The 24,598-nt window shown below is 68.6% G+C and carries 23 protein-coding genes; 15 read left to right on the forward strand and 8 right to left on the reverse strand.

Annotation, left to right across the window (positions count from 1 at the left end):
• Nucleotides 1-16: 16 nt before the first annotated feature.
• The 4 genes from BKY59_RS15840 to BKY59_RS15855 are packed head-to-tail and all read left to right on the forward strand — an operon-like array spanning nt 17 to nt 3,941.
• The gene (locus tag BKY59_RS15840) at nt 17-931 is read left to right on the forward strand and encodes a dihydrodipicolinate synthase family protein (RefSeq protein ID WP_076073320.1); all 915 of its coding nucleotides are present in this window, start codon (nt 17-19) and stop codon (nt 929-931) included.
• A gap of 24 nt (nt 932-955) precedes the next feature.
• The gene (locus BKY59_RS15845; RefSeq protein ID WP_076073115.1) at nt 956-1,954 is read left to right on the forward strand and encodes a 4-hydroxyproline epimerase; all 999 of its coding nucleotides are present in this window, start codon (nt 956-958) and stop codon (nt 1,952-1,954) included.
• Nucleotides 1,955-2,003: 49 nt separating this feature from the next.
• A complete protein-coding gene (locus tag BKY59_RS15850) occupies nt 2,004-2,657 on the forward strand; it encodes a GntR family transcriptional regulator (RefSeq protein WP_076073116.1) in 654 nt (217 codons plus the stop codon).
• Between the two features lie 54 nt (nt 2,658-2,711).
• On the forward strand, nt 2,712-3,941 hold the full coding sequence (locus BKY59_RS15855) for an NAD(P)/FAD-dependent oxidoreductase (RefSeq protein WP_076073117.1): 1,230 nt from the start codon (nt 2,712-2,714) through the stop codon (nt 3,939-3,941).
• Nucleotides 3,942-4,142: 201 nt separating this feature from the next.
• On the opposite strand, the gene BKY59_RS15860 is transcribed toward BKY59_RS15855, so the two are convergent.
• Nucleotides 4,143-5,381, reverse strand: a complete 1,239-nt coding sequence (locus BKY59_RS15860; RefSeq protein ID WP_076073118.1) for a CaiB/BaiF CoA transferase family protein — start codon at nt 5,379-5,381, stop codon at nt 4,143-4,145.
• 293 nt (nt 5,382-5,674) lie between these two features.
• Here BKY59_RS15860 and BKY59_RS15865 point away from each other — a divergent pair, with 293 nt between their 5' ends.
• A complete protein-coding gene (locus BKY59_RS15865) occupies nt 5,675-6,676 on the forward strand; it encodes a sensor histidine kinase (protein ID WP_240500151.1) in 1,002 nt (333 codons plus the stop codon).
• Nucleotides 6,677-6,798: 122 nt separating this feature from the next.
• Here the strand turns inward: BKY59_RS15865 and BKY59_RS15870 are convergent, their stop codons facing one another.
• Together BKY59_RS15870 and BKY59_RS15875 are read right to left on the reverse strand one after the other, a co-directional pair.
• The gene (locus tag BKY59_RS15870; RefSeq protein ID WP_076073120.1) at nt 6,799-7,269 is read right to left on the reverse strand and encodes a hypothetical protein; all 471 of its coding nucleotides are present in this window, start codon (nt 7,267-7,269) and stop codon (nt 6,799-6,801) included.
• 89 nt (nt 7,270-7,358) lie between these two features.
• Entirely contained in the window at nt 7,359-8,531 is a 1,173-nt protein-coding gene (locus BKY59_RS15875; protein ID WP_076073321.1) for a zinc-dependent alcohol dehydrogenase, read from the reverse strand.
• A 268-nt stretch (nt 8,532-8,799) separates the two neighbouring features.
• Between BKY59_RS15875 and BKY59_RS15880 the strand changes: the two genes are divergently transcribed.
• Genes BKY59_RS15880 through BKY59_RS15890 form a run of 3 tightly spaced genes read left to right on the forward strand, consistent with a single transcriptional unit; the run spans nt 8,800 to nt 11,565 of the window.
• Nucleotides 8,800-9,465 (forward strand): HAD family hydrolase, encoded by a 666-nt coding sequence (locus tag BKY59_RS15880; protein WP_076073121.1) that lies wholly within the window; start codon nt 8,800-8,802, stop codon nt 9,463-9,465.
• Between the two features lie 46 nt (nt 9,466-9,511).
• On the forward strand, nt 9,512-10,528 hold the full coding sequence (locus tag BKY59_RS15885) for an SDR family oxidoreductase (protein ID WP_076073122.1): 1,017 nt from the start codon (nt 9,512-9,514) through the stop codon (nt 10,526-10,528).
• On the forward strand, nt 10,525-11,565 hold the full coding sequence (locus BKY59_RS15890; protein WP_076073123.1) for a patatin-like phospholipase family protein: 1,041 nt from the start codon (nt 10,525-10,527) through the stop codon (nt 11,563-11,565). Before BKY59_RS15885 ends, BKY59_RS15890 begins: the two co-directional genes overlap by 4 nt.
• A 308-nt stretch (nt 11,566-11,873) precedes the next feature.
• Here BKY59_RS15890 and gmk read toward each other — a convergent pair whose 3' ends face one another.
• Nucleotides 11,874-12,557 (reverse strand): guanylate kinase, encoded by a 684-nt coding sequence (gmk, locus tag BKY59_RS15895; protein WP_083672199.1) that lies wholly within the window; start codon nt 12,555-12,557, stop codon nt 11,874-11,876.
• A gap of 113 nt (nt 12,558-12,670) precedes the next feature.
• Here gmk and BKY59_RS15900 point away from each other — a divergent pair, with 113 nt between their 5' ends.
• Nucleotides 12,671-13,267 (forward strand): DUF2585 domain-containing protein, encoded by a 597-nt coding sequence (locus BKY59_RS15900; protein ID WP_076073124.1) that lies wholly within the window; start codon nt 12,671-12,673, stop codon nt 13,265-13,267.
• Between the two features lie 88 nt (nt 13,268-13,355).
• On the opposite strand, the gene BKY59_RS15905 is transcribed toward BKY59_RS15900, so the two are convergent.
• Nucleotides 13,356-13,562, reverse strand: coding sequence for a hypothetical protein (locus BKY59_RS15905; RefSeq protein WP_076073323.1), 207 nt, complete (start codon nt 13,560-13,562; stop codon nt 13,356-13,358).
• A 106-nt stretch (nt 13,563-13,668) separates the two neighbouring features.
• Between BKY59_RS15905 and BKY59_RS15910 the strand changes: the two genes are divergently transcribed.
• A complete protein-coding gene (locus BKY59_RS15910) occupies nt 13,669-15,399 on the forward strand; it encodes a gamma-glutamyltransferase (protein ID WP_076073324.1) in 1,731 nt (576 codons plus the stop codon).
• Between the two features lie 206 nt (nt 15,400-15,605).
• A complete protein-coding gene (locus BKY59_RS15915) occupies nt 15,606-16,790 on the forward strand; it encodes an acetyl-CoA C-acyltransferase (RefSeq protein ID WP_076073125.1) in 1,185 nt (394 codons plus the stop codon).
• A 138-nt stretch (nt 16,791-16,928) separates the two neighbouring features.
• On the opposite strand, the gene BKY59_RS15920 is transcribed toward BKY59_RS15915, so the two are convergent.
• On the reverse strand, nt 16,929-18,011 hold the full coding sequence (locus BKY59_RS15920) for a glycosyltransferase (RefSeq protein WP_076073126.1): 1,083 nt from the start codon (nt 18,009-18,011) through the stop codon (nt 16,929-16,931).
• Between the two features lie 81 nt (nt 18,012-18,092).
• Here BKY59_RS15920 and BKY59_RS15925 point away from each other — a divergent pair, with 81 nt between their 5' ends.
• Genes BKY59_RS15925 through BKY59_RS15935 form a run of 3 tightly spaced genes read left to right on the forward strand, consistent with a single transcriptional unit; the run spans nt 18,093 to nt 21,253 of the window.
• Nucleotides 18,093-19,256, forward strand: a complete 1,164-nt coding sequence (locus BKY59_RS15925) for a sugar-transfer associated ATP-grasp domain-containing protein (RefSeq protein ID WP_076073127.1) — start codon at nt 18,093-18,095, stop codon at nt 19,254-19,256.
• Nucleotides 19,257-19,298: 42 nt separating this feature from the next.
• Nucleotides 19,299-20,387 (forward strand): D-alanine--D-alanine ligase family protein, encoded by a 1,089-nt coding sequence (locus tag BKY59_RS15930; protein WP_076073128.1) that lies wholly within the window; start codon nt 19,299-19,301, stop codon nt 20,385-20,387.
• Nucleotides 20,387-21,253: an NTP transferase domain-containing protein gene (locus tag BKY59_RS15935; protein WP_076073129.1), complete on the forward strand. Its 867-nt coding sequence runs from the start codon at nt 20,387-20,389 to the stop codon at nt 21,251-21,253. The genes BKY59_RS15930 and BKY59_RS15935 overlap by 1 nt, the downstream gene beginning before the upstream one ends.
• 178 nt (nt 21,254-21,431) lie before the next feature.
• Here BKY59_RS15935 and BKY59_RS15940 read toward each other — a convergent pair whose 3' ends face one another.
• Entirely contained in the window at nt 21,432-22,208 is a 777-nt protein-coding gene (locus BKY59_RS15940) for a molybdopterin-dependent oxidoreductase (RefSeq protein ID WP_076073130.1), read from the reverse strand.
• Complete coding sequence (locus BKY59_RS15945; protein WP_076073131.1) at nt 22,205-23,062, reverse strand: cytochrome b/b6 domain-containing protein; 858 nt, start codon at nt 23,060-23,062, stop codon at nt 22,205-22,207. The genes BKY59_RS15940 and BKY59_RS15945 overlap by 4 nt, the downstream gene beginning before the upstream one ends.
• Nucleotides 23,063-23,238: 176 nt before the next feature.
• On the opposite strand from BKY59_RS15945, the gene BKY59_RS15950 reads away from it, so the two are divergent.
• Nucleotides 23,239-24,573 (forward strand): cation:proton antiporter, encoded by a 1,335-nt coding sequence (locus BKY59_RS15950; RefSeq protein ID WP_129586453.1) that lies wholly within the window; start codon nt 23,239-23,241, stop codon nt 24,571-24,573.
• Nucleotides 24,574-24,598: the final 25 nt, after the last annotated feature.

The following is a 24,598-nucleotide window of genomic DNA, read 5'->3' on the forward strand; positions in this document are numbered from 1 at the left end:
GAACGGGAAGGGTCAGATGGCGATTGGTTGGCAGGGCGTGTTCCCGGCAGTGACGACGCAGGTGCGTGCGGACCTGTCGATCGATCTCGGCGACACCCAGCGCGTGGTCGACGACCTGATCCGCGACGGCGTGACCGGCGTGATCGCGCTTGGCACGGTGGGTGAGAACAACTCGCTGGAGTATGACGAGAAGGTCACCGTCCTGTCCGCGATCGTCGAGGTCGTGAACGGTCGCGTGCCGGTCATCACCGGCGTATCGGAATATGATACCCGCCGCGCGGTACGCTATGCGCAGGCAGCGGAGAAGGCGGGGGCGGACGGTCTGATGCTGCTGCCGCCGATGGTCTATGTGCCGAAGCCCGCGGAACTGGTCGCGCATTTCAAGGGTGTGGCGGACCAGACGGGCCTGCCGATCATGCTGTACAACAACCCGCCGGCGTACCGGACGGTCATCGACCAGGATGTGCTGGCGGCGCTGGTCGACGTGGCGAACATCGTCGCGGTGAAGGAATCGGCACCGGATACGCGCCGTTTCACCGATTTCCGCAACGTGTTCGGCGATCGCTACGTGTTGTTCGCCGGGCTGGACGACGTGGCGCTCGAAGGGCTGTACCTGGGTGCGCAGGGCTGGGTTTCGGGCCTGACCAACGCGTTCCCGCGGGAATCGGTCGAACTGGTGGCGGCGTTCCAGCGCGGCGATCATGCCAAGGCGATGGAAATCTATCGCTGGTTCATGCCGCTCCTCCATCTGGATGCCGACCATGATCTGGTTCAGTCGATCAAGCTGGCCGAGGAAGTGATGGGCCGCGGGTCCGAGCGGGTGTTGCCGCCGCGTTACATCCTGACCGGCGCACGCCGGGCCGAAGTGATCGCGATGGTGGAGAAGGCGGCGGCGACGCGCCCGGTCCTGTCGCAGGCAAAGGCCGCGTAAGGACGGCTGCAAAAGGGATCCTGCATGCGCCATACCTTCTTCTGCATCGACGGCCATACCGCCGGCAACCCGGTCCGGCTGGTGGCGGGCGGGGCGCCTTTGCTGAAGGGGGCGTCCATGTCCGAACGGCGGCAGGATTTCATGGCGCGGTTCGACTGGATCCGCACCGGCCTGTGCTTCGAACCGCGCGGGCACGCGATGATGTCAGGCGGCTTCCTCTATCCGCCGACCCGCGCGGATGCCGATATCGGCATCCTGTTCATCGAGACGAGCGGCTGCCTGCCGATGTGCGGGCACGGCACGATCGGCATGGTCACGTTCGGCCTGGAACATGGCCTGATCGTGCCCGCCATAGCCGGGCGGTTGCGGGTGGAGGTGCCAGCCGGCGTCATCGACATCAGCTATGAACGCGACGGCGATCGGGTGACGGCGGTGCGGATCGTCAACGTGCCGGCTTATGTGGCGGCGGAGGGGATTGCGATCGACGTCGAAGGGCTGGGGCCGCTGTCCGTCGACGTGGCCTATGGCGGGAATTATTACGCGATCGTCGAGCCGCAGGGCGGTTATGCCGGGCTCGACGCGCTGGGGGCCGCCAAGCTGATCGAATATGGCGGCCGGGTGCGCGCGGCGGTGCGGGCGGCGTTCGAACCGGTCCATCCGATCGACCCGACGATCCGCGGCGTCAGCCACGTCCTGTGGGCCGACGTGCCGCGCGGCGACGGGGCGGACGGCCGCAACGCCGTCTTCTACGGCGACGGGGCGATCGATCGCAGCCCGTGCGGCACGGGCACGTCGGCACGGCTGGCGCATCTGGCGGCGCGCGGGACACTGGCGGTCGGTGACCGGTTCGTCCACGAAAGCTATATCGGCAGCCGCTTCATGGGGCGGGTCGAGGCCGAGACGCTGATCGGCGACCGGCCGGCGATCGTCCCGTCGATCGAAGGATCGGCCATTGCGACCGGTTTCAACACGATCTGGATTGATCGGGTCGATCCGTTCTGGGAAGGCTTCCAGGTACAGTGACGCCGTGGCCCATCGCCCGGATGCCGGCGTCGGGCATGGAGAAGCACGCGTGAGCAGCATCGTCGTCCGAACGCTATCCGAGCGCGTGTTCGAGGTCGTCCGGGAGCAGATCGTGATCGGCCGGCTGGCGACCGACACGCCGATCCGCCAGGATGCGCTGGCCGCCGAACTGGGCGTCAGCAAGATCCCGCTGCGCGAGGCGCTGGCCCGGCTGGAACAGGAAGGGCTGCTCGTCAGCCAGGCCAATCGCGGCTATTTCGTCCAGCCGATGTCGGCCGCGCAAGTCGACGAAATCTATGCGTTGCGGCTGACCATCGAGCCGAAGGCGGCCGGCCATGCCGCGCTGGTCGCAGACGATGCGGCGCGCGAACGGGCGATCGAGGCGTTCGAGCAGCTCGATGCCGCGGCCGGGACCAACCTGGCCGACGTCGCGGTGCGCAACCGGCATTTCCACACCGCCCTGGTGCGCCCGGGCGGACGGTTGCTGACGACGCAACTGGTGGAACGACTGTCGATTCTGGCGGAACGCTATGTCGTGGCGCACCTGCAACCCGCGGGGCGCGAGACGCGGGCGCATCAGGAACATCGCGGCCTGCTCGACGCCTGGCTCGCGCGCGATGCAACTGCGCTGGAGATATTGCTGGCGCAGCATATCAGCCGGACGCTGGACGACCTGCAGCAGCAGTTCGCCGCCAGCCTGTGAGGCGGGGCCGTTCGGGATCGACGTGGCTTGTGACAGCGTGGAAGGTACGGTGCGATGGAGCAGTATGACGTCCTGATCGTGGGCGGCGGGCATGGCGGCGCGCAGGCCGCCGTCGCCCTGCGCCAGCGCAAGTTCGCCGGCACCGTCGCGATCGTGGGTGACGAGCCCGATCCGCCCTACGAACGGCCGCCGCTCAGCAAGGAGTATCTGGCGGGGGCCAAGGATTTCGAGCGGCTGCTCATTCGCCCGCGGGCCTTCTGGGACGAGCGCGCGATCACGTTGCTGCTCGGCCGGCGGGTGGCGGCGGTCGCGCCGGAGGCCCATGCCGTCACGCTGGAGGACGGCCGGACGATCGGGTACGGGACGCTCGTCTGGGCGACCGGGGGCAGCCCGCGCCGGCTGACCTGTTCGGGGCATCAGCTGCGCGGGGTTCACGGCGTGCGGACCCGCGCGGACGTCGACCGGATGATGGTGGAGCTGGCGACGGTGACGCGCGTGGTCGTGATCGGCGGTGGCTATGTCGGGCTGGAGGCGGCGGCCGTGCTGACCAAGTTCGGCAAGCAGGTGACCGTGCTGGAGGCGCAGGACCGCGTGCTGGCGCGGGTGGCGGGCGAGCCGCTGTCGCGCTTCTACGAGGCGGAACATCGCGCCCACGGCGTCGACGTGCGGCTCGGCGCGCTGGTGGAGTGCATCGAGGAACAGGATGGCGCGGCCTGCGCCGTGCGGCTGGCGGATGGCACGCGGCTGTCGTGCGAGATGGTCGTCGTCGGCATAGGGATCGTGCCCGCGGTGGAACCGCTGATCGCGGCGGGCGCGGCGGGCGGCAACGGCGTGCTGGTGGACGCGCTGTGCCGCACGACGCTGCCCGACATCTACGCGATCGGTGACTGCGCCGCGCACCCGAACCCGTTTGCGGACGGCGCGGCGATCCGGCTGGAGTCCGTGCAGAATGCCAACGACCAGGCGAACATGGTAGCCAAGATGCTGACCGGCACGGCGGAGCCCTATGCCGCCGTGCCGTGGTTCTGGTCGAACCAGTATGACCTGAAGCTGCAGACCGTCGGCCTGTCGACCGGGTTCGACCGGGCGGTGGTGCGCGGGGATATCGCGGCGCGCGCTTTCTCGGTCGTGTATCTTCGCCAGGGGCGGGTGATCGCGCTCGATTGCGTCAACATGGTCAGGGATTATGTCCAGGGTCGGGCGCTCGTCGTGGGCGGGCTGGTCGTTCCGCCGGAGCGACTGGCGGACGGCACCGTGTCGCTCAAGGAGCTGGCGGGCGCCTGACGCGCGATGACTTCGGGTGTAACCACCTCGACCCGACCATGCCAAGCGCGGTCGAGGCGCTGTCCCCCGAGCGTAGCCGAGGGGCGCTGTCGACTTCCCGGCTTCGCTCGCAGGGGCCCTCGACTCCGCTCGGGATGGGCGGTTCGATTGGAATTGGTCCGATGAGACTGAACCGAACCGCAACCGGCGCGGCCCCGCGTTTCAGTCGAGCCGTTCGGCGATGACGCCGGCGGCGATCAGGCTGGCGAGCGTCGTGTCGTCGAGGTCGAGCCGTTCGCGCAGCACGGTGACGCTGTCCTCCCCCGATCGGGGCGGGGCGCGGCGATAGTCGGGCGGCGTGGCGGAAAATCTGGCGGGATAGCCCAGGACCTGAACGACGGTGCCGTCGGACCGCGTCATCGACCGCACCAGTCCGCGTGCGGCGATCTGCGGATCGACCAGGATTTCGGGTATCTCGTTCACGCGGCCGCCGGGCAGCTTTGCGGCGTCCATCGCGGCGAGCAGCGCATCGGCCCGCCACGGCGCGATCGCGGCACCGAGCGCGGCCTGCAACGCAGATCGGTGCGTGTTACGGCCGGCATTGTCCATGAAGCGCGGATCGGCGGACAGATCGGGCCGCCCGAGCAATGTGCAGAACAGGTGAAACTGGCGGTCGTTGCCGAGCGCGACCAGCACGTCGCCGTCGGCGCAGGCGAAATCCTGATAGGGGGTCAGGGTGGGATGGTCGTTGCCGCGCCGGCCCGGGACCATGCCGCCGTTGAGATAGCCGGACGCCTGGTTGGCAAGCAACGCCACCTGCGTGTCGAGCAGGGCCATGTCGATATGCTGGCCCACGCCGGTCCGGTCGCGGTGCGCGAGGGCGGCGAGGATCGACACGGTGGCATAGAGCCCGGTCGCCAGATCGGCGACGGGCACGCCGACCTTCATGGGGCCGCCGCCAGGTTCGTCGTCCGGCCGGCCGGTAACGGACATCAGCCCGCTCATCCCCTGAATCATGAAGTCATATCCGGCCCGGTCGCGATACGGGCCGTCCTGGCCGAAGCCGGTGATCGAGCAATAGATGAGGCCCGGCATCGCGGCACCGAGCGTGGCATAGTCCAGCCCGTATTTCGCGAGGCCGCCGACGCGGAAATTCTCGACCAGTATGTCGGAGTCCGCGGCCATGCGGCGGATGAGGTCCGCCCCGCGCGGATCGGCCATGTCGATCGCCACGGACCGCTTGTTGCGGTTCGCGCAGAGATAATAGGCCGAATCATGCGATCCGTCGGCAAGGAACGGCGGGCCCCAGCGGCGGGTGTCGTCACCCTGGCCGGGCTGTTCGACCTTGATGACGTCGGCACCCAGATCGCCCAGGATCTGCGTACTCCATGGTCCGGCCAGGACGCGCGAGAGGTCCAGCACGCGGAGGCCCGCCAGCGGCCCGGTGGGTGCCGCGCTCATCGGTTCCGGGCGGCGGCGACAAGCCGAAAGTGCGGTCTGCTATACACATGCGAACCATAGCAGCGGCGATCTGAGATACGAGCGGGAAAGGATACCGGCGACGGCGTGCAGACGCGGGACGGGCGGCATCGCGCAGGGCGGCGTCCGGTTCCGGCTGGATGAAAGCGAAGCCATGCCCTACGGCCATCTTCGCAACGCGTGCCGGCCGCGATTTCCGTGCTTGGCCGGACGTCCCGGCAAGGGCTAAGGTCCGGTTGTCCGCAGTCCCGCAGAAGGCCGAGAGGATATTCGACTTGCCCACCGAAATGCCCAAGGCACATGCGTGGAAGCCGGAACATCTGCAACTGGCCGTCAACGCGGCGGGCGTCGCGCTATGGGCCTGGGACGTCGATACCGACCGGTTCACGATGGACGAGCGCGGCTTCGAACTCTGGGCGATGCCGTGGCAGCCGCAGGTGACGTTCGAACAATTGTCGGCGCATATCCATCCCTCCGACCGCGACCGGGTCCGGTCCGCATTCGCCGCTACCCGGGCGGTGCTGGGCCGGTACGAGACGGATTTCCGCATTCTGGTCGGTGAAACCGTCCGCTGGATTTCGGCGCGCGGGCAGGGCGAAGATGTCGGGATAGTCGGCCGCACCATGTTCGGCATCTTCCTGGACGTGACCGGCCGCAAGCAGGCCGAGGAAGGCAATGAACTGCTGGCTGGCGAGATGAGCCACCGCGTCAAGAACCTGCTGGCGATCGCGACCGGGCTGACCGCGATCACGTCCCGCACCGCGGCCAGCACGGCGGACATGGCGCAGGAACTGACCGAGCGGCTGACCGCGCTGGGCCGCGCGCATGATCTGGTGCGGCCGTTGCCGAACGGGCAGGGGGATGCCACCCTGCTGGGTGACCTGCTGTCCGTGCTGCTTGCGCCTTACGACGACATGGGGGCGTTCAAGGGGCGGATCCGCGTGGCCGTCGAGCGGATGGGCGTGGGGGAAAGTGCGGCGACCGGGCTGGCGCTGGTCGTGCACGAACTGGCCACCAATGCGATGAAATATGGTGCGTTGTCGGTGCCGACCGGGACGCTCGACCTGTCCAGCGTGGCCGACGGGGACGACGTCGTCCTGAAATGGCTGGAACGCGGCGGGCCGGACGTGCTGACGCCGGAGCGGAACGAGGGGTTCGGCAGCAAGCTGGTACGGCGCAGCGTGGCGGGGCAGCTGGGCGGGTCGATCGACTATGACTGGTCGGAGGGCGGGCTGATCGTGACCCTGCGGATGAGCCGGGAGCGGCTCTCGTCCTAGGCCGTGGTGGCTTCAAATTCCTCTGCGCCTGGTTCCGTTCGGGTCGGCCTTCAAGAACTCTGCGCGGCGTTCTCGACAGGCTCGAACCAAACGGACCGGGTAAGCGGGTGAACCCGGAGCGTTCAACCGGAACCGGGTTGCTTCTGCTCTTCCTCATAGGGCGCGTCCGTGCCGATCTTGCCCTGTGTTTCGGCTTCCGCGATCCCGGATGTCTCGACGACCGCGAACGTGGTGCCGGGTGCGGTCGCCTGCCGTTCCGAGCGGACCGGGGCGGGAACCGGGACCGGGCGATCGGCAGTGTCGCGATCCTCGTTCGATCCGGCCACACCGTTCGGGGCACTGCCGCCTTCATCGCCGGCCTGACCGCTGCCGAAATAGTCGTTCGGCGTCTGGCCGGTGTCGGAGAAGAACTCGCTTTTCGGATCGCCGTTGCCGGTGTGCGGATTGGGATAGGCGGCGCCGCCGCTTTCGCCTTGCGGCGACCGGCCGTGGACGCCCGGCCCATCGGTGCTGCCCGGCGCGCCAGAGACGCCGTCGGGCGCACCCTTGCTGGCCGGATTGCCGGGAACCGGCGTGGGGACGGTGTCGGACATTGAGCGCTCCTGCGGCTGTTGCGGTATGAACGGAACGGCTGGGATGGCGATGCGGGTGCGGGATTCGGCATCGCCATCGGTCAGTGTGGTTACGGGCGCAGCACGACCTTGATGACGCCGTCTTCCTTGTCGCGGAACTTCTTGTACATCTCCGGCGCGTCTTCGAGGCTGGCCGGGTGGGTGATGACGAAGCTCGGGTCGATGTCGCCCGCCTCGATCCGTGCCAGCAGCGGCTTGGTGTAGGCCTGGACGTGGGTCTGGCCGGTCTTGATGGTCAGCCCCTTGTTCATCATCGCACCGATCGGAATCTTGTCGCCCATGCCGACATAGACGCCGGGGATCGACACTGTACCGCCCATCCGGCAGCTCATGATCGCTTCCCGCAGCACGTGGACGCGGTCGGTCGCGAGGAAGGCCGCGGCCTTCACCTTGTCGATCACCGCGTCGATCGAGCCGTGGCCCGATGCCTCCGCACCCACGGAGTCGATGCAGCTGTCCGGCCCGCGACCCTTGGTGCGGAACTGCAGCTCGTCATAGACGCTGTCGACCTCCGCGAAGTTGATCGTCTCGGCACCGCCGGCCTCGGCCATCGCAAGCCGTTCGGGCACTTCGTCGATCGCGATCACGCGGCCTGCACCCAGCATCAGCGCGGAGCGGATCGCGAACTGCCCGACCGGACCGCAGCCCCAGATCGCGACGGTATCGCCCTCTTCGATGTTTGCATTCTCGGCGGCCATATAGCCGGTCGGGAAAATGTCCGACAGGAACAGCGCCTGGTCGTCGGTGACGTTGTCCGGCACCTTGATGGGGCCGATATCGGCCATGGGCACGCGCAGATACTCGGCCTGTCCGCCGCAATAGCCGCCGAGCATGTGGCTGAACCCGAACAGGCCGGCCGGAGAATGGCCCATCGCCTTGATCGCCATTTCGGCGTTCGGATTGGTCCGCTCGCAGGCCGAGAACAGCCCCTTGCGACAGAAGAAGCAATCGCCGCAACTGATCGTGAACGGCACGACGACGCGGTCGCCAATCTTCAGGTTGGTCACTTCCGACCCGAGCGCCACGACGACGCCCATATTCTCGTGACCGAGAATATCTCCGGCCTCCATCGTCGGCTGATATCCATCGAGCAAGTGAAGATCGGAGCCGCAGATGGCGCAGGCGGTCACCTTGATGATCGCATCGCGCGGATGCTTGATTTCCGGATCGGCGACCGTATCGACGCGGACATCACCTTTTCCATGCCAGACCAGTGCACGCATATTCATTCTCCAGATATTGCGGGGCGTCACCGTCACGGTGCGTTTACTGGGCGATGAACGGTCGGCCTGCGTAAAGGTCGCATCGCTAAACCTATGTGAATGAGTTTGCGATTCATTGGACAAAAAATTGAGACGGGCCGTCATTCTCGTCTTCAAGGCCGCATTTAATATCGCCGAAATCTGCACTCGTCGGGATAGATATGGCCGTCGTGCGTTCGGATTGCATCGGATCATCGGCCTCACGGTGCCGTCAGCGTCGGGAAGACTAATGCAGATCAAGGCAATATTGTTCGATATCGATGGAACGCTGGTCGACAGCAACGACATGCACGTACTGGCGTGGGAGGAGGCGTTCGGCGAAGTGGGCGCGACCTTCGATCGGCAGGTCGTGCACGACCAGATCGGCAAGGGCGCGGACATGCTTGTCCCGGCCCTGTTGCCCGCCATGGATGAGGCGGAGCAGACGGCGCTGGGCGAGCGGCATGGGGAAATCTTCAAGGCGAAATATCTGGACGCGGCCAAGCCGTTCGCGGGGGCGCACGACCTGCTGGCGCATGCCCATGGACTGAGTCAGCAGGTCGTGCTGGCATCGTCGGCGTCCGCCGCTGAACTGGAACATTATGTCGGGTTGCTGAACGCGGCCGACCTTGTCTCCGCGACGACCAGCAGCGACGATGTCGAGAAGACGAAGCCCGCGCCGGACATCTTCGCGACCGCTTTGGCGAAGCTGCCTGGAATCGGTGCCGGGGCGGTGATCGTCGTCGGCGACACGCCCTATGATATCGAAGCCGCCGGCAAATGCGGGATTGCGGCGGTCGGCGTGCGATCGGGCGGGTTCGACGATGCGGTGCTGGAACAGGCGGGGGCGGTGGCGCTCTATGACGATGTCGCCGCGCTGCTCGCGGATTATGCCGCCTCTCCGCTCGGGCGATGAGGAGCCATTCGCGCAGACGAAGCGGTCAAGCGGAAGGACACAGGACATGACGACGACATTGAAGCCATTGCGCGAGCAGGTGCTGGTGGTGACCGGCGCGACGAGCGGGAACGGGCTGGCCATCACGGAGGCCGCCGTGGCGCGCGGCGCGGCGGTCGTCGCGGTCGCCCGCAACGCCGCGGCGCTGGATGCCCTGCGGGCACGGTTGGCGGCCGACGGCGGGCGGATCACAATCTGCGTCGCCGACGTCAGCGACGCGGAAGCGGTCGAGCGCGTCGCCACGACCGCGATCGACGCGTTCGGCGGTTTCGACAGCTGGATCAACAACGCCGGGACGGGCACGTACGGGACGCTGGAGCAGGTGCCGGTGGCCGATCACCGCCGGGTGTTCGACGTCAATTATTTCGGTGTCCTGCACGGATCGCTGGTCGCCGCGCGCCATCTGCGGACGCGCGGCGGCGCGATCATCAATGTCGGGTCGATCCTGGGCGACCGGTCGATCGTCCAGCAAGGCCCTTACTGCGCGACCAAGCATGCGGTGCAGGCGCTGACCGACACGTTGCGCATGGAACTGGAGACGGCGGGGGCGGGCATCTCGGTCACGCTGGTCAAGCCCGGGGCGATCGACACGCCGTTCCCGGAACATGCGCGCAATTTCATGGACCAGCCGCCGCGCCTGCCGCAGCCGCTCTACGCGCCGCAGGTCGTGGCCGACGCGGTGCTGTTCGCCTGCGCGCATCCGCGCCGGACACTTTATGCGGGCGGCGGCGGACTGCTGGCGTCGTTGATGGCGCAGGTGGCGCCGCGGCTGAGCGATTTCGTGATGGAGGCCGGTGGAACCCGCGCGCAGCAGAAGCCGGGTGATGCCGGTGACCCGGCACGCCGCGACAATCTGGATCAGCCCCGCGCCGATGCGTTGCGCGGCAGCCGGGACGTCTTCGCGCGGAAGTCGAGCATTGCCTTGCAGATCCAGAAAGTGCCGTCGCCGTTGCTGGTCCTGGGCGTGCTGGGCGCGGGTGCGGCGGTCGTGCTCGGTCGGCGCAGGCGGGGCGCGGGGCGATGAGCGAGCGGGGCGGCGACGCCGCGGGCGCGCGCGATTTCGACGTCGTGCTGGTGCTGAGCGGTGGCAACGCACTGGGGGCGTATGAGGCGGGCGTCTACGAGGCTCTGCATGCGGCGGGGTTGCACCCGGACTGGGTGATCGGCGCGTCGATCGGCGCGATCAACGGCGCGCTGATCGTCGGGTCGCCGCCGGAACGCCGGGTCGAGACGCTGCGCGCCTTCTGGCGGCCGGGGGCGTTTCCGGTCGAGGCGCTTACGCTGCCCTGGCTGTCGCCCGCGATGGAGACGGGCCGGCGGACGGGCGCGGTGGGATGGACGGCGATGGCGGGGCGATCGGGCATCTTCGGTCCGCTGCTGTCGTCGCTCGCACCGTGGACCGACGACCGGCCGGCGATATTCGAAACGAACCAGTTGGCCGACACGCTGGCCCGGATGGTCGATTTCGATCGGTTGAACGCCGGGCCATGCCGGTACACCGCGACGGCGGTGGACGTGCAGACCGGCGACGACGTGGTGTTCGACAGCCGGGACCGCAGGATCGAACCGGACCATGTCCGGGCGAGTGCCGCCCTGCCGATCGCGTTTCCGCCGGTCGCGGTCGACGGGCGCTGGCTGGTCGATGGCGGGCTGTCGGCGAACCTGCCGCTCGATCCCGTACTCGCCGATCCGCCGCCGCGGGCGACGTTATGCATCGCGGTCGACCTGCTGCCGCTCTGCGGGCCGGTGCCGGCCACGCTGGGCGAGGCGGCGAGCCGGATGCAGGACCTGCTGTTCGCGGCGCAATCCCGCAGGACGATCGCGCGGTGGCAGGCGGCCCACGCCGGGCGCGACGACGTGCGGCTGTCGCTGCTGCGGCTGGCCTATACCGAACAGGGGGCGGAGGTGGCCGGCAAGGCGCTCGATTTTTCCGGGCCGACCATCGAACGCCGCTGGCAGGCGGGACACCAGGCGGGGATGCGTGCCGCGGCTCGGGTGGCGGCGGGCGAGTTGGGGATCGGTGCGGTCGGGCTGAATGTTGTGGAGTGTCGGGATGACTGAGTGGCACATGCGATGTTCTGGTCGGGAGGGGTAGGCTGCCCGGTGATGGTGATGGTTGGCGCGTAGATTCCTTCCGTTCGGTTCGAGCCTGTCGAGAACTTTGCGCAGGGTTCTCGACAGGCTCGAACCGAACGGGGTCGGGCGCGGGTCCATCCAAAGTCGGCATGTTCCGGAGTCGGGATTTTGTTGATTCAGCGCAGCCCGTGTGACCCTGGATCCCGGATCAAGTCCGGGATGACGAGTGTGGTGCGCGGACTTGGTACGTCAGACGTTCAAATATCTGCTATCGCAGGCGGCTGCCCCGCAGCCTACCCGCCGCCCATCAAGCCGCGGGCGAAGCCGATCAGGCCAGTCTGGCGGCTGCGTTTCAGGCGTTCGGCGCGCAGGATCAGGCGGACCTGGGCGAAGCAGCGTTCGACGTCGTCGTTGATGAGGACATAGTCATAGCCGTCCCAGTGGCTGATCTCACTGGCGGCGCGGGCCATGCGGCTGGCGACGACTTCCGCGCTGTCGGTGCCGCGGGCGGCCAGCCGGCGGTTCAGTTCCTCGACCGAGGGCGGCAGGATGAAGACGCGCACGACATCGCCGCCCGCCTGCTGAAACAGCTGCTGCGCGCCCTGCCAGTCGATGTCGAACAGCACGTCGCGCCCGCGGTCCAGGATGCCGCGGACCTGCGCCTTGGGCGTGCCGTACCGATGGTCGAAAACGTGCGCCCATTCGTAGAATTCGCCGTCCGCGACCATCCGCTTGAATTCGGGCGTATCGACGAAATGATAGTCGCGGCCCTCGACCTCGCCCGGGCGCATCGGCCGGGTGGTGGCCGAGACCGACATCGCGATCGATTCGTCCGCGTCCAGCAGCATGCGCGCGATGGTGGACTTGCCCGCGCCCGACGGGGACGACAGCACGAACAACAGCCCGCGGCGCTGATGCTCGATTTCGTGCGGACGGCGCCGCTGCGGCAGGGCAGGCGTATCGTTCGGATCGTGCATGGCCGCATCCTTGGCGTGGGCACGGCCCTCCCGTCAATCGGCGATTGCCGGGGGAGGCAGATAGCGTCGGGGCGGCGACTGGCCGCGTGGCGTCGGGTCCGGCATGATGCGGCATGTCCCATCAGAACATCCGTCCGAACAGCGACCCGAACAGCCGTCCGCAGATCGGCCCAATTCTCGTCATCCTGGCCATCGTCGGCGCGGCGGCGGCCGGCCTGCTGGCGATGGGGCGGCCGCCAATCTGTACCTGCGGGACGATCGACCTGTGGCATCCCGCGCTCGATGCCGGCAACAGCCAGCATGTCGCGGACTGGTACACGCCCAGTCATGTCATCCACGGTTTCCTGTTCTACGCGATCGGTCACTGGCTGCTCCGCCGCCGGCCGGGCAGCGTCCGCCTGACGCTGGCAGTCGTGATCGAGGCGGGCTGGGAACTGCTGGAGAACTCGCCTGCGGTGATCGATCGCTACCGGACGGCGACGATGGCGCTGGGCTATACGGGCGACAGCGTGCTGAACTCGGTCGCGGACATCGGCTGGATGGCAGCAGGTTTCCTGATCGCGGGACGGTTACCGGTGATGGTGACGGTCGCGCTGGCGATCGGGTTCGAACTGCTGACGCTGGTCACGATCCGCGACAATCTCACGCTCAACGTCCTGATGCTGGTGGCGCCGATCGATGCGATCCGTTTATGGCAGGGGGCGCAGTGACCCCTGTGGTTCAATAAAAAGGGACCGGAACGCCAGTGCGCGCCGGTCCCTGGGTCATTCCGACGACGGCCCCTGGGCCGTGACGGGATCAGTAGCCGCGTGGGCCGCGCGACGCCTTGCGCCGGTCATATGCCTTCTTGGCGACATAACCGCCGCCGAGCAGCATGCCGAGCGGGCCGAGCCGGCGCAGCCCGCCTGCCGCGGCCATGCCGAGCAGCGCACCCTTCGCGCCACCGCTGCCATCGCCCCGGTCGATCTCGCGGCCCACCAATGCTCCGATGATTTTACCGATCATGCGCCTGTCCTCCATAGCTGTGGCGCAAGAGCGCGGGACGGGCCGGTTCGGTTCCAGCGTGCTGCAATGCGGTGGACCTTTTGTCGCGCGGGCCTATCGTGGCGGCATGATCCTGAAAGCCCTGCCGCTCGCGGCGTTCCTGCTCACCGCCTGCGCCGGCGACCTGCCGGCCCCGGCCCCCGCGCCGGTCGCGCCCGTCGGCGCGGCTTCCCGCGACGCCAGCCTGGCGCCCCATGCCATGGTGGCCGCCGCGAACCCGATGGCGGTCGATGCGGGGCTGGAGGTGTTGCGCGCCGGCGGCAGCGCGGTCGATGCGGCGGTCGCGGTGCAGGCCGTGCTGGGGCTGGTCGAACCGCAAAGTTCCGGTATCGGCGGGGGCGCGTTCCTGGTCCATTACGACGCCCGAACCCGCGTCGTCACCGCCTATGACGGCCGCGAAACCGCGCCGGCCGCCGCCACGCCCGCGCTGTTCAGCGAAGCCGACGGCCGCCCCGAACCATTCGTGTCCGCGGTCCTGTCCGGCCGATCGACCGGCGTGCCCGGCGCGATCGCGATGCTGGCCATGGCGCATGCCGATCATGGCAGGCGGCCATGGCCCACGCTGTTCGCGCGCGCCGCGCGGCTGGCGACGGACGGTTTCGTCGTGCCGCCACGGATGGGGGCCGCCATAGCCGGCCGCGCACCGCAGGCCGGGACACCGGATGCCGTCGCCTATTTCACCAAGCCGGACGGGACCCGCTATGCCGCCGGCGATACGCTGCGCAACCCGGCCTATGCCGCGACGCTGCGCCGGATTGCGGCGGAGGGTGCGGCCGGCCTGCTCGAAGGGCCGATCGCCGCGGCCATCGTGGCCCGCACGCATGAGGGCGCGCGGCCAGGGGCGATGACGCTGGCGGACCTCAAATCCTATCGCCCGCGACGGACGGCGGCGCTGTGCCGGCCGTACCGCGTGCATATCGTCTGCACGTCGGCCACCCAGTCCGGCGGGATCGGGTTGCAGGAGGCGCTGGGCATCGTGGTGACCACCGATATCGGTGCGCGGGACCCGGCCGATCCGCTGGGCTGGTTCCAGATCGCGCAGGCGAGCCGGCTGGCCTATGCCGACCGCGACTATTTCGTGGGCGATCCCGCGTTCGTGGCGGTGCCGGTCGCCGGGCTGCTGGCACCGGACTATCTGGCGAAACGCGCCGCGTTGATCGGGACGGTCGCCGGCCCGGCGCCCGATCACGGCACGCCGCACGCCGCCCCGGCACCCGGCGTCGATGCGACGGTGGAGCCGGGCGGCACCACCCATTTCGTGATCGTCGACGCGCAGGGCGACGTGGTGTCGATGACCACGACGGTCGAAAGCATCTTCGGATCGGGCCGGATGGTGGGCGGGTTCTTCCTGAACAACCAGCTGACCGATTTCAGCTTCGCGCCGATGGGCAAGGACGGCCGGCCCGCCGCCAATGCGGTGGCCGGGGGCAAGCGGCCGCGATCGTCGATGGCGCCGACCATCATCCTGGACCGGCAGCGCGCGTTCGTGGCCGCCGCCGGATCGCCGGGTGGTCCGGCGATCCAGGCGTATAATCTGAAGGCGATCGTCGGGTTGCTCGACTGGAAACTGGGTGCGCAGGCAGCGGCGGCGCTGCCCAACCTGGTGGCGCGGGGCGATCGGTTCTCCGGCGATACCGCGCTGTTCGCACCGTCCACGGTGGCGGGCCTGGCGGCGCGCGGCATCGTGCTGCGGCCCGACGACCGGGAGAATAGCGGCGTCCACATCGTCCGGCGCCGGCCCGGCGGGTATGAGGGCGGGGCCGATCCGCGGCGTGACGGCGTGGCGCGGGGGTATTAGCGCCGGTTTCGATCAGCTCTGGCTATCACCGTCGTCATCCCGGACTTGATCCGGGATCCAGGGTCTCACGCGCAGCGCCCGCGACTCTGGATCCCGGATCAAGTCCGGGATGACGATTGGTTTAGCTCAGCAATACCAACTCGCGCTCAGCTTAGAAAATGCGCGCTTTGACCTTATATCGGCCGAAACAAAGTGAGGATGCCGATATGCCTGCCAACGACCCCGTCGTGATCGTCAGCTATGCCCGGACGCCGATGGGCGGGTTTCAGGGGGCGCTGTCGTCGGTGAAGGCGACCGAGCTGGGGGCCGCCGCGGTGCGGGCTGCGGTGGCGCGCGCGGGCGTCGATCCGGCGCGGATCGACCAGATCATGATGGGGTGCGTCCTGCCCGCCGGGCTGGGCCAGGCACCCGCGCGGCAGGCAGCGCTGGGAGCGGGTCTACCGGATTCGGTCGAGGCGGTGACCGTCAACAAGATGTGCGGGTCGGGCATGCAGGCGGCGATCCTGGCGCACGACACGCTGGCCGCCGGGTCCGCCGACATCGTGGTCGCGGGCGGGATGGAGAGCATGTCGAACGCACCCTATCTGTTGCAGAAGATGCGCGGCGGCGCGCGGATCGGCCATCAGGCGGTGCAGGATTCGATGTATCTGGACGGGCTGGAGGATGCCTATGATCCGGGCAAGCTGATGGGGCATTTCGCGGAGGACAGCGCGCAGGCCTATCAGTTCACGCGCGCCGAACAGGATGCCTATGCGCTGCGCTCGCTGGACCGGGCGACCGCCGCCATTGCCGACGGCGCGTTTGCGGGTGAGATCGTGGCCGTAGAGGTCAAGGGGCGCCGCGGCACAGAGGTCGTGGCGCAGGACGAACAGCCGGGCAATGCGAAGCCGGACAAGATTCCGACGCTGAAGCCCGCGTTCACGAAGGACGGGACGATCACCGCGGCCAATGCATCGTCGATCTCGGACGGTGCGGCGGCGCTGGTGATGACGCGGGCCAGCGTGGCGGCGGCGCTCGGCCTGCCCATCGCGGCGCGGGTGGTGGCGCATGCCGCACACGCCCATGCCCCCGCGCTGTTCACGACTGCGCCGGTTGATGCGATCCGCAAGGTGCTGGCCAAGGCCGGCTGGTCGGTGGACGATGTCGACCTGTTCGAGGTGAACGAGGCGTTCGCGGTCGTCGCGATGATCGCGGCGCGCGACCTGGGCATCGCGGCGGACCGGCTGAACGTGAATGGCGGGGCGACCGCGCTGGGCCATCCGATCGGTGCATCCGGCGCGCGCATCATCGCGACGCTGGTCGCCGCGCTCACCGCGCGCGGGCTGACGAAGGGGGTGGCGGCGCTGTGCATCGGCGGGGGCGAGGCGACGGCGTTCGCGGTGGAGATTTAAGAGAGCGGTGATTGCAGATCGAACCACTGCGACACCCGTTCAAGCCGAGCGTAGCCAAGGGGTGCTGTTGGCCGTCTCGGCTGCGCTCGACAGGCCCCTCGATTTCGCTCGGGATAGGCGGTCTGGGTCTGAAGTGGCCTAGCCGCCCGCCGCGGCGATCAGTACGTCGCGGTAGGCCGTCATCATGCCGGTCTGGTCATAACGCCGGATGCGGTCGCCCGGCAGGATCGGATCATCGCCGGCCTGGGCGAGGAGGGCCGCGGCGAAGGCGGCGGGATCGTCGGGGGCGGCCAACGTGCCGTAGCGGCCGTCGTCCAGGATTTCGACGGCATCGCCGGCTGTCGTGCTGGCGACGATCGGCAGGCCGGCGTCCAACGCCTCGAGCAACGCGATCGACGATCCTTCCCACCAGGACGCGATGGCGAACAGGCGGGCGGCGTGCAGCCACGCATAGACATCGTCCGTCACGCCGGCGAACAGGACGCGATCGGCGATGCCATGGTCCCGCGCCCGCGCGTGCAGGGTGTCGCGATACGCCGGATCGCCACTGCCGAGGATGACCAACCGCAGCGGGCGGACGCGGTTGGCATGGGCGACGGCATCGATCAGCCCTTCGAAATTCTTCTGGTGGTGAAGCCGGCCGATCGCCAGCACGGTCGGTTCCACGCCCATCATTGCGTCCGGCACCGGCGACCGGCCCTGACCGCGGCGCGGGATGCCGTTGCGGATCAGGACGACCCGGCCGGCCGCGATGCCGGGCGCGAAGGCGCGATCGTCCGCCAGGTTGCGCCCGACCACGATCGCCCGCGCGGCGGCCGCGATCAGGACGCGGCTCTTGACCAGCCGCCAGCGGTTGCGCAGCGGTTGGCCCGCGCGCTCCATGGGGTTGCTGAAGACGAGCACGAGCGGGATGCCGAGCCCGCGGCTGGCCGCCCACAGGCTGACATGGCCGTGATTGCCACCCGACAGCACCATTTCGGGCGCCACCGCGCGGATCGAGCGGCGCAGCGCGGGGACGACGCCCGCCTGTGATACCGATGCACCAGCGGTCGCCGCGACGAACCGCGCGGGTGCGACATCGGCTGCGGTGAAATGCCCGGCCGCCGATCCCGCGATCAGGACCGCGTCGTCGCCCTGTTCGGCCAGGAAGCGGGCCAGCGCGATCATCGCGCGGACGACGCCGCTGGCGCGCATGTCGTGGACGTAGATCGCGATCCGCATGCCGCCCGATAGGGCGCGGGTGTGACAGTGGCGTGCCGGTCCTGCCATCACGGCGTAACATGGCGGGGCAAAGCGGGTGCCATGCTGTCGACCACCGAACTCTGGTATCGCGCCAAGAAGCTGTTCGCGCTGTACCCCGGGGTCCGCGCGCCGGTTTCGGGGCGGTTCCTGGCCGATCATTATGCGCGGCGGCAGCGGGCGCGGGGGCCGTTGCGCGCGGCGCTGGACGCGGTGACGGGGATCGGCTTTCACGCGTGGATCCCGTTCCGCGCGCGCGCCGTGCAGGGCAAGTACGCGATGGATGCGGCATGGCGGGTGCGGACCACCGCGATCGCGCATGCCGCGTTCGCCGACCCGAACGACATCGCGCTGTTCCGCATCGACGATGCCGCACAGCTGGACGGCTATATCCGGCGGTTCGAGGATGCCGACCTGAACCGCCATATCAATCCGCGCGCCTGGGGCCGCGAATGCGTACTGGCCGACAAGATCGCCTTCTACCGGCGGTGCGCGGCGCATGGGTTGCGGCACCCGGCCGTGGTCGCGACGATCGTGGATGGTCATGTCGACGTGCTGGCATCGCCGGCCGGACAGGCGTTGCTGCTGAAACCGGCGCGGGGCGAGGGCGGTGCCGGCGTGGCGCGGGTCGACGGCGCGCCCGACGATCCGGTGGCACTGGCCGGCTGGGTGGCCGCGCGGTTCGGCAGGCGGCGGCATGGCTGGCTGGTGCAGCACCGGATCGTGCCGCACCCGACGCTCGTCCCGTTCGCGCTGGGTGCGTTGCCGACCGCGCGGATGACGACGATCCTGGACGAACAGGGCGTGCCGGAACTGGTGAGCGCGGTGCTGCGCGTTCCGTCCGACCCCGCCGCCGTGGTCGATAACATGAAGGCGGGCGGGCTGCTCAGTCCGATCGATCTTGCGGACGGGACCCTGGGCATTGCGTGCAAGGGCTATGGCGGGGGCGATTTCCGGACGCATCCGGTGACGGGCGCGACGATCCCCGGGCTGTGCCTGCCCGACTGGGCGGCGGCGCGGGCGCTGGTCGCGGCGGCGCATGGCGGCGCGTTCGGCGATTATGCGATGGTCGGATGGGACGTGGGTTTCGCGCCCGACGGCCCCGTCCTGATCGAGGGGAACGGCAAGCCGGGCGTGCTGATGCCGCAGCGCGCGGCGCGGCAGGGGCTGGGCGTAGGGCGCTACGGCGTGCTGCTTGCGCATCATCTTGCGCGAGATTGTCACTGACCTGCCCGAAAAGTTTCGCACGATTTGCCTAATTCCCCGGCCATGAACCAGCGCCTGATCGATGCCCGCCCGTCCACCATAACCGGCAAGGCGAAGAAGTGGCTACGCCTGCTCTACATCGCCAAGCACGCCCTGTCGGAGGGGCAGGCCGACGCGCAGGACGGCACGCACGCGACCTATCATGCCGAGATTCGCGACGTCCTGCGCGGGATCGGGCTGAACCTGATGGTGGCGGACCGGTACGAGATACTGTTCGACCGGCCGGACGTGGACTTCGTCTTTCCGCTGCTCAATCGCGGCGGCTTCCTCAATTCGGAGATGATGCTGCCGTTGCTGTGCAACCGGCTGCGGCTGCCCTATCTGGGCGGCAGCCCGATCATCCGCGGCCTGTCCGACGACAAGCATCTGACCAAGACGGTCGCGCGGGCACGCGGGCTGGCGATGGCGGACTGGGCGATCTACCGCCGGCTGACGCCCATCGATCCGGCGCGCTGCCCGCGGGCCGACCGCTATGTCATCAAGCCGAACGCATCGTCGGCAAGCTGGGGCATCCGATCCGCCTATGACTGGGCCGGGGTGCGCGATGCCGTCGCCGCGATCCACGGCGAAGGGCATGACGCGATCGTCGAACCGTTCATCACCGGCCACGACATCGAAGTGTCGGTCATCACGGTCGGCGGCAAGCCGGTGCTGCTGCCCGTCATGATCGTGGAACAGGCCGATCCGGCGGTGCTGCGCAGCTATGCCGAGAAACGCGATCTGGCCGGCGGCGTGCAATCCTATGCGATCCAGCCGTTCAACGATCATGCCCGGCTGGCGGAGATCGAGGCGGCGACGCGCGCGCTGATGCCCGAGTTCATGCCGTTCGATTATGGCCGGTTCGAATTTCGGATCGATGCGGGGACGGGGCAGATCCGGTTCATGGAAACCAACCTCAACTGCAACCTGTGGTCGCGCAAGACGATCGCGATGGCGGCGCGGCTGGGCGGGTGGAGCCATGCCGAACTGATCGAGACGATCGTCGCGGAAAGCCTGGAACGCCACGGACTGATCGATCGTGCGAAGACCAGACCGGTCCCGGCCTGGCAGATCGCGGCCGCCGCCAAGACGCCCGCCTTCGCCGGTTCGTGATGCTTTCCGCGAATGATCCGACCACGGCCATCGTCATGGCGGGGCGGCGGGAGGGGAGCATCGACCCGCTTGCCGCGGCCGCCGGGCTGGCCGACAAGTGCCTGGTGCCCGTCGCCGGACGGCCGATGATCGACCATGTGATCGCGGCGCTGGGCGATACGCCGACGATCGGGCGGATCATCGTGTCGATCAACGATCCGGCGTTGCTGGATGCGGTGCCGGCCGCGCGCGCGCTGATCGATGCCGGCCGGCTGGTCGCGGTGCGGGCGCGGCACAATCTGGTCGACAGCCTGTTCGCGGCAATCGAGGGGCAGGCGTTCCCGGTGCTGGTGACGACCGCGGACAATGTGCTGCTGACGCCCGGTGCCATCGCGACGATCGGTGCAGCGGGCATGGCGGCGGGCGAGACGTCCGTCGCGGTCGCCTTTACGCGCCGTGCGTCGGTGCTGGCAGCGCATCCGGACGGCCAGCGGCGCTTCTACCGGTTTCGCGACGACAGCTATTCCAACTGCAACGCCTATTGGATCGGGAGCCCGGCGGCGCTGGCGGTGGCGGAGGTGTTCCGGTCCGGCGGGCAGTTCGCGAAGCATCCGATCCGCATTTTCCGCGCGCTCGGGTTCTACAATCTGATCGCCTTCCGGTTCGGGCTCGGCACGATCGACGGGGCGTTCGGGCGCTTTTCGCGGCGCTTCGGCTTTCCGATCCGCCCCGTCATCCTGGACGACGGCGCGGTGGCGATCGATGTGGACAATGCGCGCACGCTCGGGGTGGCGGAGGCGATCTTTGCGACGCGCACGGGCGGGGCAGGGATGGCATCGACGCCAGTTCAACCCGCCGATCGCGAGAGTCGCCAGGCGGGGCTGTAAGCTTCTCGACTACGCTCGAAGGCTCCCTCGACTGCGCTTGGGATGGACGGGGTGTGCAGCGGCGGAGTCCGTCAGCCGATCCGTTTGGTTGGAGCCTGTCGAGAACTCGGCGCGGGGTTCTCGGCAGGTTCTAACCAAACCGGGCGGGAGGCGCGGATCTACCGGATCACAGGTCGGGTCAGATGCCGGCATACCATTCGTAATCGTTGGTATCCTCCCACAGCCCGCCCTTGCCGCCGTAGCTGGTGGCGAGCGTGGCGACGGCCTCGATCCGGGTGATGTATTTCGCCTGCTTGTAGCCCAGTTGCCGCTCGACGCGGAGCCGCAGCGGGGCGCCGTTGCCGACCGGCAGCATCCGTCCGTTCAGCGCCCAGGCCAGGATTGTCTGCGGATGCAGCGCGTCGATCATGTCGATCGATTCATAATATGGGCGCGCGCCATACAGGTCGGCGCAGTGGAAGATGAGGTAGCGCGCGGTGTTGCGCACGCCCGCCGCGTCCAGCAGCAGCTTCAGAGGGGTGCCGGTCCAGCGGCCGATCGCGCTCCAGCCCTCGACGCAATCGTGGCGCGTCGTCTGCTCACGCACCGGCATCGCCCCCAATTGCGCCAGCGAGAGCGAGAGCGGTCGTGCGACCATGCCGTCCACCGCCAGCCGCCAGTCCGCGAAGCCGCCCGCCAGCCACGCGGCATAGTCCGGCGTGCCGGGCATCCGCGTGCCGTTCGACCGGAATATCGGGCTGATATCGCCGCCGTCATATTCGCGGGCGAGCGCGGTGCGGTCCGACACCAGCCGCTGCGCGCCCATCGTCACGCGTTCGCCCAGCCGCAACGTTTCGCGGAAGGCGGGCGACTGGTCCAGCCGGTCGCAGCCGGGCAGCAGCAGGCCCGCCCCGGCCAGCCCCGCGCCGGCGATCAGGCTGCGCCGGGTGAGTGGTGATTTGGTCGGGATGGTCATGCCACTTCCTCCGCCTTGGCGTCCGCGCGTTCGGCCGGCAGCCTGAACCGGCCGGTCACCATCGATCGTATCTCGTTATACGGGCCGGCCAGCACGACCATCAGCAGGTGGACGACGATGAACGCGGCCAGCAGAACCATCGCGATGAAGTGCAGCGACCGCGCCGACTGCCGCCCGCCGAACAGATCGAGCAGCCACGGCCACGCCGCATTCATCGCCGGCGACATGGCGAGGCCGGTAAGGACGAGCAATGGCAACAGGCCGAACACGACGCCGGAATAGGAGAGTTTCTGAAGGATGTTGTATTTCAGCGCGGCCTGCCCCGCCGGAAAGCGCAGCCGGGCATGGTTGCGGATATCGGCCCAGACATGGCGGGGCGCAAGTTCGGTCCGCATCGGCAGCAGCGCGCGGGCATGGCCGCCGACGACGCTCCACAGCCAGAACAGCAGCCCGGGCACCACCAGCAGCCAGGCGAAGAACAGGTGCCAGCGGCGGGCGGCGGACAGGCTGTACGCGGTCGGGATCGTCGCCCAGCCAGGGAAGGCGCGGCGTTGCACCACGCCTTCGCCGTTCCGCCAATAGCCCAGCACGCCGGTGGTCGGCACGCGGACGGAGCCGAGCTGGAGATAGCCGGCGTCGGCGGTCGACCCGATTTCCAGCCAGGCGGCATCGGTGTTGGCGCCGGACTGCCCCCAGTACAGCCGGCCGTGCGCGTTGAAGATCATCAGCCCGCTCATGAGCATGACGATCACGACGACCGCGTTGATCCAGTGCCAGACGCGCACCGGCCAGCCATGCCTTTTCACGAGCGGTCGCCCGTCCGTCACACTGTCCGTCCTGATGCGCGTCGCCATGCCCGTCTCCTGCCCGACCCATGATACGGGACCGCGGCGCAAAGGGTTACAGCTTTCCTGCACGGCCGTTCCGCTTGTGCGCGGTCCGGTCCGGTGTGATAGCGTTCGCAGAAGCCGGCGCATGACCGGTGGCGTGGCCGGAGTGCCACCGGGCGGGGTTCATGATTGGGGGGATGATGGCACGCTGGCTGGACAGCCTTGGGGAAACGGCATCGGGCGTGCTCGCGCCGCACGGGCCGGCCATCCGGACGGCTGCGCACGGCTATACGCCCGGCGACTACAGCATCCATTTCTTCCTGCAACTGGCAGTGATCCTGCTGATGTGCCGGGTGGTCGGGTGGCTGGGCAAACGGCTGCTCGGCCAGCCGCAGGTGGTGGGCGAGATGATCGCCGGGGTCCTGCTGGGGCCGTCGCTGCTCGGGCTGGTCGCCCCCGGATTGCAGGCCGCGATCTTTCCCGATGCGACACGGAACATCTTGTATGTCGGGGCGCAGCTCGGCGTCGGGCTGTACATGTTCCTGGTCGGCACGACGCTGCGGCTCGACCATTTCCGGGCGAAGGCACGGAGTGCGCTGACCGTATCGATGGCGGGCATCGTCGTGCCGTTCGTGGTGGCCGCGCTGATCGTGCCGTTGCTGATCGGCGTGCCGGGGCTGTTCGCGAACGGGATCAGCCAGCTGAACGCGACGCTGTTCCTGGGGGCCTGCATCGCGCTGACCGCCTTCCCCATGCTGGCACGGATCATCAACGAACGCGGCCTTGCGGGGACGTCGCTGGGCACGCTGTCGCTGACCGCGGGGGCGTTCGACGACGCCTGTTCCTGGTGCGTGCTGGCGATCGTGCTGTCGACGTTCGGGGGCGGGCCGGGGGTGGCGATCCTGGCGATCGGCGGCGGGTTGATCTGGGCGGCGTTCGTGCTGATCGCGGGGCCACGCCTGCTCGCGCCGCTGGGCCGGATGGTGGAACGCGACGGCGAATTGACGCAGCGGAACCTGGCGCTGGTGCTGATCGCCTTCTGCACATCGGCGTTCCTGATGGACGTGGTCGGCATCCATGCCATCTTCGGCGGGTTCGTGCTGGGGGCGGCGATGCCACGCGGGTTGCTGGCGGTGGAGATCAAGCGCAAGCTGGAACCGCTCACGGTTGTCCTGCTGCTGCCGCTGTTCTTCACCTATTCGGGGCTGAACACGCGGATGGACATGGTCAATTCCGGGTCGCTGCTGCTGATCGCGACCGGCATCCTGTTCGCATCGATCCTGGCGAAGGGCGGTGCCTGCTACTTGGCCGCGCGGCTGTCGGGAGAGGACAACCGGACCGCACTTGGCATCGGCGCGCTGATGAATTCGCGCGGCTTGATGGAACTCATCATCATCAATATCGGCCTGCAGAAGGGGATCATCGGGCCGACGCTGTTCGCGATGCTGGTGCTGATGGCGATCGTCACGACGATGATGACCAGTCCGCTGCTGCACCTGTTCTACGACGAGAAACCGCTGCCCGCCGGTCGATAGCGCTATCATGCCAGCCTGCCGTACC

This window comes from Sphingomonas montana (genome assembly GCF_001956315.1).
In the GTDB taxonomy this organism is placed as follows: Bacteria; Pseudomonadota; Alphaproteobacteria; order Sphingomonadales; family Sphingomonadaceae; genus Sphingomonas_R; species Sphingomonas_R montana.